This is a genomic window from Albimonas sp., assembly GCF_055129145.1.
Genome location: NZ_JBSRTQ010000187.1, coordinates 1 through 7,217 on the forward strand (window position 1 = coordinate 1; position 7,217 = coordinate 7,217).

Here is a 7,217-nt window from a genome sequence, read left to right on the forward strand (position 1 = left end):
CGCGCCGGAGCCGGCCGCGAGCCCGACCTGGCCGACCGCCCCGGCCTCCGAAGCGGCCGCGCCGGTCCTCGCCGCCCCGTGGCCTTCCTCCGACCCGAAGACATTTTCGGCGGCGGAGCCGAGCGCCCCGTCGTTTCCGGCGCCCGCTCCCGCGGGGCCCGAGCCCGACCTTCCGCCCGAGCCCGCCGCCGCCGCCCCGAGGCTGGAGCCGGTCCCCGCTTTCGCGCCCGAGCCGGGCCTCTCGCCGCGCGCGGGCGTGGCGATGCCGTCCTCGCAGGCGCTGCGCCGGGCGATGTCGGTGGACGAGACCACCGGCGCCCCGCCGCCGTTCCCCGCCGCCGGCCTGCCGCGCAGCCGCGACGAGCTGACGGCGATGATCCGCCAGGCGATCCGCGACGAGCTCGCGGGCCCCTTGGGCGAGCGGATCTCGGTCAACATCCGCCAACTCGTCGCCCGCGAGGTGCGCCGCGCGGTCGAGGAACTGGATGCCGAGCAGCGCAAGGGCCCTGGCGCCTCGTGAACCGCCGCGTTCCGCGGATGGAAAACCGGAACGCCCGCGCGACCCGGCCGGAAGGCCGTCGCGCGGGCGACGTTTTTCGGGGCTGGCCTTTGCGGGCTGGCGGGGATCAGCCTTCCAGCGTCTCGGCCAGCTCCACCCGGTTCGGACCGAAACCGTTGAAGCGTGTGGCGGTGGCGGTGCCGTAGGCGCCCAGACCCTCGAAGATCACGAAGTCGCCTTCGGCGATGGCCGCCGGCAGCTCCGTCAGGCCGGGCATCCGGTCCATCGAATCGCAGGTCGGGCCGAAGATCACCCGTTCCACGGTCGGGCCGGTCACAGCCGAGCCGTCGCCGCGGCGGACGCGGGTCACCGGCACGTCGCCGGTCAGCGGCGCTTCGGCGAGCCCGCCGTAAACGCCGTCGTTGAGGAAAACCGCGCCGTCCTCGCGCACCAGCTTCACCCTTGCGACCAGCGCCATGGCCCCGGCGATCAGGCCGCGGCCCGGCTCGCAGACCAGCGCCGGACGGTCGGCCCCGAAGGCCTGCGCGACGGCGGCCTCGATGGCGGCGAAATAGACCTCCAGCGCCGGCGCGCCCTCGGCCCGGCCGCCCGGGAAGCCGCCGCCCACGTTGAGCCGGCCTGGCCGAACGCCGCTTTCGCGCGCGATGCGCCCGGCCGCCTCGATATAAGCGACATAGGCCTCGGTGTTCTTGCACTGGGTGCCCGGATGGAAGGTCAGCGACACGTCGAAGCCGGCGTCGCGGGCGATGCGGGCGAGGTCCACGGCCTCGGCCTCGGTCGCGCCGAACTTGGCGCCGAAGTCATAGGCGCCGCCCTTCACCGCCAGGCGGAAGCGGACCGAAAGCTCTGTCCCCGCGGCGGGCAGCACCTCGATCAGCTTGGCCATCTCGGCGCGGCAGTCGACGGCATAGGTGCGCACGCCCTGCGCATAAGCGAAGCGCAGCTCGTCGCGCGACTTGACCGGATTGTGGAAATGCAGCGCCGCCTCGGGGCAGAGCGAGCGGACCAGCCGGATCTCATCGGGCGAGGCCACGTCGAAGCCGCGCAGGCCCGCGCCGATCAGGCCGAGCAGGACGGCGGGCGAGGGATTCGACTTCACCGCATAGGTGACGAGGCCCGGGAATCCGTCGAGAAACCGCCTGGCGCCGGCGGCGACCGCGGCGGGCGCGAGGAAGAACACCGGCTCGTCCGGCTGCTCCTGCGCCACGAAAGCTTCGAGGGAGGACCAGAAAGGGGCGGCGTGGGTCATGGCGCTGCAATTCCTTCTGCTGCGCGCGGGCGGTCTGGCTGCTGCGCGGGGACGATCTGGATGGGTCGGAGGGTTCCGGCGTCGCGTCCCGTTGATAAAGCGCGATATGACGTCGATATCGACCGGACAGAATGCGCGATATGATCTATTTTGACGTCGATACGACGAAACTGATGGCGAAGTGACGAAAATGGCCGATTCACTCGATGAGACCGACCGCGCGCTGCTCGGGTTGCTCGCGCGCAACGCGCGGGCCCCGGCCTCGGAGCTGGCGCGACGGCTGAACCTGGCGCGGACCACGGTGCAGGCGCGGATCGAGAAGCTGGAGCGCAGCGGCGTGATCAAGGGCTATACGGTGCGGGCCGAAACCGCGCCGGGCGCGATGATCCGCGCCTATGTGCTGATCCAGGTGGAGCCGAGGCACGCGGCCTCGGTCGCCATGCAGCTGCAGAAGATGCGGGAGCTGGAAAGCCTGCACACCACCTCGGGGCGCTTCGATCTGGCGGCGCAGGTGGGGGCGCCGGACACCTCGCAGCTCGATGCGGCGCTGGACCGGATCGCGATGGTGGAGGGGGTGAAGGGGATCGAGACCTTGGTGCAGCTCTCCACCAAGCTGGACCGCCGCTGGTGAAGGCGCGCGGCGTCTGCGCGGCCCTCCCGCTCTTCCCCCGTCCGTCCGCCCGCGCTAGAAGCGGCGCAACCCCTACGCAGAGCACCGGACAGCCGCCGCCATGAGCATGGACAAGACCTTCGACGCCGCCGCGGCGGAGCCCGAGATCTACGCCGCCTGGGAAAAGGCCCGCGCCTTCGCCGCCGGGGCCAACGCCCGCCCCGGGGCCGAGCCGTTCGCCATCCTGATCCCGCCGCCCAACGTCACCGGCTCGCTGCATATCGGCCACGCGCTCAACCACACGCTTCAGGACATCCTGATCCGCTGGAAGCGCATGCAGGGCTACGACACGCTCTGGCAGCCCGGCCAGGACCATGCCGGCATCGCCACGCAGATGGTGGTGGAGCGCAAGCTGGCCGCCGAAGGCCAGCCCTCCCGCCGCGAGATGGGCCGCGAGGCCTTCGCCGCCAAGATCTGGGACTGGAAGGCCGAGAGCGGGTCGACCATCCTCAACCAGGACCGCCGGCTCGGCGTCTCCTGCGACTGGTCGCGCAACGCCTTCACCATGTCCGGCGCGCCCGGCGCGCCGGCGGAGGAGGACGGCAATTTCCACGACGCCGTGCTGCGGGTCTTCGTCGGCCTCTACAAGGACGGCCTGATCTACCGCGACAAGCGGCTGGTGAACTGGGATCCGCATTTCGAGACCGCGATCTCCGACCTCGAGGTCGAGCAGGTGGAGGAGCGCGGCAAGCTCTGGCGTTTCCGCTACAACTTGGCGGACGGCGAGACCTACGACCACCCGATGATGCGCGAGGAGATCGACGGCGAGCCCGCCTTGCGCAACTGGACCCCCGACGACGAGGACGCGCATGAGTGGCAGGAACGCGACTACATCGTCGTCGCCACCACGCGCCCCGAGACCATGCTCGGCGACACCGGCGTCGCCGTCTCCGCCGACGACCCGCGCTACAAGGGGCTGATCGGCAAGAGCATCATCCTGCCGCTGGTGGGCCGCCGCATCCCCATCGTCGCCGACCAGCACGCCGACCCGACCAAGGGCACGGGGGCGGTGAAGATCACGCCGGCGCATGATTTCAACGACTTCGAGGTCGGCAAGCGCGCCGGCCTGCGCCTGGTCAACGTGATGACCTCGCGCGCCACGATCACGGTCGTCGACAACGCCGATTTTCTGGAGGGCTGCGAGCCCTCCGCGGAGGCGATGGCGCTCGAAGGCCTCGACCGCTACGAGGCCCGCAAGCGCATCGTCGCGCTGGCCGAGGCGGCCGGCTGGCTCGACGGCATCGATGAGGAGACCCACGTGGTCCCCCATGGCGACCGCTCCAAGGTCGCCATCGAGCCCTGGCTGACCGACCAGTGGTTCGTCGATGCGAAAGCCCTCGCCCAGCCGGCGCTGGAGGCGGTGCGTTCGGGCGCCACGGTGTTCGCCCCGAAGAACTGGGAGAAGACCTACTTCAACTGGCTCGAGAACATCGAGCCGTGGTGCATCTCGCGCCAGCTGTGGTGGGGGCACCAGATCCCGGTCTGGTATGGGCCGCGCATGGATGGCATCTATCGAGACATGGGCGAGCTCGAGTCATTCTGCGCAGCTAGTGAGCAAGAGGCTGTTGAATTGGCGCGGCAATACTACGCCGCTCATTTCGATGGGAAGTTCGACGTTCAAGTTCGGGACGCTGCGAAGCCGGAGGGCCGCCTTTTCGAAGCCCAGATTGTCGACGGTAATCCTGACGACCCGGCCAACCAATCTACTACATTTTTCCTCACCCGCGACCCCGACGTGCTCGACACCTGGTTCTCCTCCGGCCTCTGGCCGATGGGCACCATGGGCTGGCCGGACAGGACGCCGGAACTGGCGCGCTACTATCCCTCCTCGGTCCTGGTGACGGGCTTCGACATCATCTTCTTCTGGGTCGCCCGGATGATGATGTTCGGCATGCACTTCATGAAGGACGAGGCGGGCGCGAAGCAGGCGCCGTTCGGCACGGTCTACGTCCATGCCCTGGTCCGCGACGAGAAGGGCAAGAAGATGTCCAAGTCGCTGGGCAACGTCATCGATCCGCTGGAGCTGATCGACGAATACGGCGCCGACGCGGTGCGCTTCACCCTAGCCTCGATGGCGGCGATGGGGCGCGACATCAAGCTCTCGGTGGCGCGCGTCGCCGGCTACCGCAATTTCTCGACCAAGCTGTGGAACGCCGCCCGCTTCGCCGAGATGAACGAATGCGTCCCTGCGACGGGGTTCGAGCCCGCCGCGGTCGAAGCCCCCCTCAACCGCTGGATCGTGGGCGAGACCGCGCGGCTGCGCGAAACCGTCGACGCGGCGCTGACCGACTACCGCTTCAACGATGCGGCCGGCGCGCTCTACGGCCATGTCTGGGGCGTGTTCTGCGACTGGTATGTCGAGCTTTCGAAGCCGCTCCTGCTGGGCGAGGACGAGGCGGCGAAGGCCGAGACCCGCGCGACGCTGGCCTGGGCGCTCGACCAGTGCCTGGTGATGCTGCACCCGTTCATGCCCTTCGTGACCGAAGCGCTGTGGGGCCAGATCGCGGAGCGCCCCAAGATGCTGGTTCATGCCGACTGGCCGGAGCTCGCCGCCTCCATGGCCGACGAGGCCGCGGACCGGCGCCTGCGCCGCCTGATCGCGCTGATCGAGGCGGTGCGCTCGGTCCGCGCCGAGATGAACGTGCCGCCCTCGGCCCGGCTGGAGCTGATGCTGCTGGAGGGGGACGACGAGCTGCGCGCCCTGATCGACGGCGAAGCGGCGCTGATCGGGCGCCTCGCGCGGATCGAGACGTTTTCAGCGGCCGACGTCGCCCCCAGGGGCGCGGTGACGGTGACGCTGGAGGGCGGGGCGGTGGCGCTCCCTCTGGCGGGCATCGTCGACGGGGCCGCCGAGAAGGCGCGGCTGGAAAAGGCCCTGAAGAAGGTGGAGAAGGAGGCCGACGGCATCGCGCGCAAGCTCGACAATCCCGGCTTCCTCGCCAAGGCCCCCGAGGAGGTGGTCGAGGAGAACCGCGAGCGGCTCGACGAGCTGAAGGCCGAGGCCGCGCGGCTCGGCCTCGCCGCGAAACGGGCCGCCGAGCTGGTGTGACGCAGGGCGCGTGACGGGGTCGCGGGCCCCGTCACGCCCGCCGAAAGCGCTTCCGCGCCTTGCGTCAATCATTCAAAGTCATGGATTTGTAGCGCAAGAGAGGACAATCCGTGCCGCAATCGCGGTCTGGCGCCGCCGCGCTTTCCGCCCCACGTTTCTGCGCAGAGGCGGTCCCCCCGCGGCGCCATACCGGCGCCGGGGCCCGCCGAACCGACGAGGAACATGCGATGACCAAGGTTCTGGTGCTCTACCATTCGATGTACGGCCATATCGAGACGATGGCCAAGGCGGTCGCCGACGGCGTCGTCGAGGCGGGCGCCGAGGTGTTCGTGAAGCGCGTGCCCGAGACCATGCCGGAGGAGGCGTTCAAGGCCGCCGGCGGCAAGACCGACCAGGACGCGCCGATCGCCACCCCGGACGAGCTGGCCGACTACGACGCGGTCATCTTCGGGGTGCCGACCCGCTTCGGCAACATGTCGGGGCAGATGCGCACCTTCCTCGACCAGACCGGCGGGCTCTGGGCCAAGGGCAAGCTGATCGGCAAGGTCGGCTCGGTCTTCGCCTCGACCGGCACCGGCGGCGGCAACGAGTCGACCATCCTGACCACGCACGTGACGCTGCTGCATCATGGCATGGTGCTGGTCGGGCTGCCCTATTCGACGCCCGAGCTGACCGATATCAGCGAATTGAAGGGCGGCAGCCCCTATGGCGCCGGGACCATCGCCGCGCCGGACGGCTCGCGCCAGCCCTCGGACAAGGAGCTGTCGATGGCCCGCCAGCAGGGCGCCCATGTGGCGAAGATCGCGGCGAAGCTCGCCGCCTGATCGGCCCGCGGTCCGATGCGAGAAGGGCGGCCTTTCGGGGCCGCCCTTTTGGGGTTTCGCGCGGGCTCTCGCCCGGTCAGGCGGCGGCCACCGTCGCCTTGCCCCGCGCGATGGCGGCGGCCATCGCCGGCCGGCCGGTCACCCGGGCGCTGTAGGCGGCGAGCCGCCCCTCGGGCCCCGGCCAGCCGAACATCTTCATCCCCCAGCCGAGCGTGTGGCAGGCGAGCAGGTCCGGCACGGTGAAGACCTCCCCCGCGAGGAACGGCTGCGCGCCCAGCTTGCGGTCGAGCCGCTCCAGCGCGATCTCCCATTCGTAGCGGCAGGTGGGTTCGACCTCGGCGCGCTTGTCCTCGGGGTGGAGGAAGCGGTTCTTGGCCGCCGTCCAGCAGGCGCCCTCCATCTCGTCGACGATGAACTGGGTGCAGGCGTCCTGCCGCCCGCGCGCGAGGCTGCCGGCGGGATGGGTGCAGGCCCCGTGGCGGTCGGCGAGGAAGGTGACGATGGCCACCGAATCGTTCAGCGCGTCGCCGTCGACCAGCAGGGTCGGGGCCTTGCCGGTGACGTTGATCGCCTTCAGGCGGTCCGACTGGGCCTTGGCGAGCTCGAGCGCGTAGGGCTGGCCCAGCTCCTCCAGCATCCACATGACGCGCAGCGAACGGTTCCGGTGGTCTCCGACGACGGTGTACATGCGCATGTCCTCCCTGGCGGCGCTTTTGGCTGGAGTGAACGGCGCGGGGTGGGGCCGGGTCAAGCGCGGCGGGGCCGGGGACCTGGCGGCGCCCGCCTGCGGCGGGCATTCCCCTCGCCTCGGGCGCGCGCTGCGCGCGGTCCCTCAGGCGCGTCGCCCCGGGGATGCGCTGCGCGCGGGGCCCGGGCGACGGCGACGCCCGCGCCCCCGGTCCAGC

5 protein-coding genes and 1 pseudogene are annotated in these 7,217 nt (G+C 70.6%); 4 read left to right on the top strand and 2 right to left on the bottom strand.

Going from position 1 to position 7,217, the window contains the following annotated elements:
- Positions 1 to 520 (top strand): annotated as a pseudogene (locus tag ACTB72_RS19455) (hypothetical protein); the annotation flags it as partial.
- Between the two features lie 106 nt (positions 521 to 626).
- Here ACTB72_RS19455 and ACTB72_RS19460 read toward each other — a convergent pair.
- Positions 627 to 1,769: a type III PLP-dependent enzyme gene (locus tag ACTB72_RS19460; protein ID WP_463038675.1), complete on the bottom strand. Its 1,143-nt coding sequence runs from the start codon at positions 1,767 to 1,769 to the stop codon at positions 627 to 629.
- Between the two features lie 190 nt (positions 1,770 to 1,959).
- Between ACTB72_RS19460 and ACTB72_RS19465 the strand changes: the two genes are divergently transcribed.
- From ACTB72_RS19465 to wrbA, 3 genes are all read left to right on the top strand, one after another.
- On the top strand, positions 1,960 to 2,400 hold the full coding sequence (locus ACTB72_RS19465) for an Lrp/AsnC family transcriptional regulator (protein WP_463038676.1): 441 nt from the start codon (positions 1,960 to 1,962) through the stop codon (positions 2,398 to 2,400).
- A 100-nt stretch (positions 2,401 to 2,500) separates the two neighbouring features.
- On the top strand, positions 2,501 to 5,488 hold the full coding sequence (locus ACTB72_RS19470) for a valine--tRNA ligase (protein WP_463038677.1): 2,988 nt from the start codon (positions 2,501 to 2,503) through the stop codon (positions 5,486 to 5,488).
- A 227-nt stretch (positions 5,489 to 5,715) separates the two neighbouring features.
- Positions 5,716 to 6,312 carry an NAD(P)H:quinone oxidoreductase gene (wrbA, locus tag ACTB72_RS19475; RefSeq protein ID WP_463038678.1) on the top strand — a complete coding sequence of 199 codons (597 nt, stop codon included), beginning with the start codon at positions 5,716 to 5,718 and terminating at the stop codon, positions 6,310 to 6,312.
- A gap of 76 nt (positions 6,313 to 6,388) precedes the next feature.
- Here the strand turns inward: wrbA and ACTB72_RS19480 are convergent, their stop codons facing one another.
- Entirely contained in the window at positions 6,389 to 7,000 is a 612-nt protein-coding gene (locus ACTB72_RS19480) for a glutathione S-transferase family protein (protein WP_463038679.1), read from the bottom strand.
- Between the last annotated feature and the right edge of the window lie 217 nt (positions 7,001 to 7,217).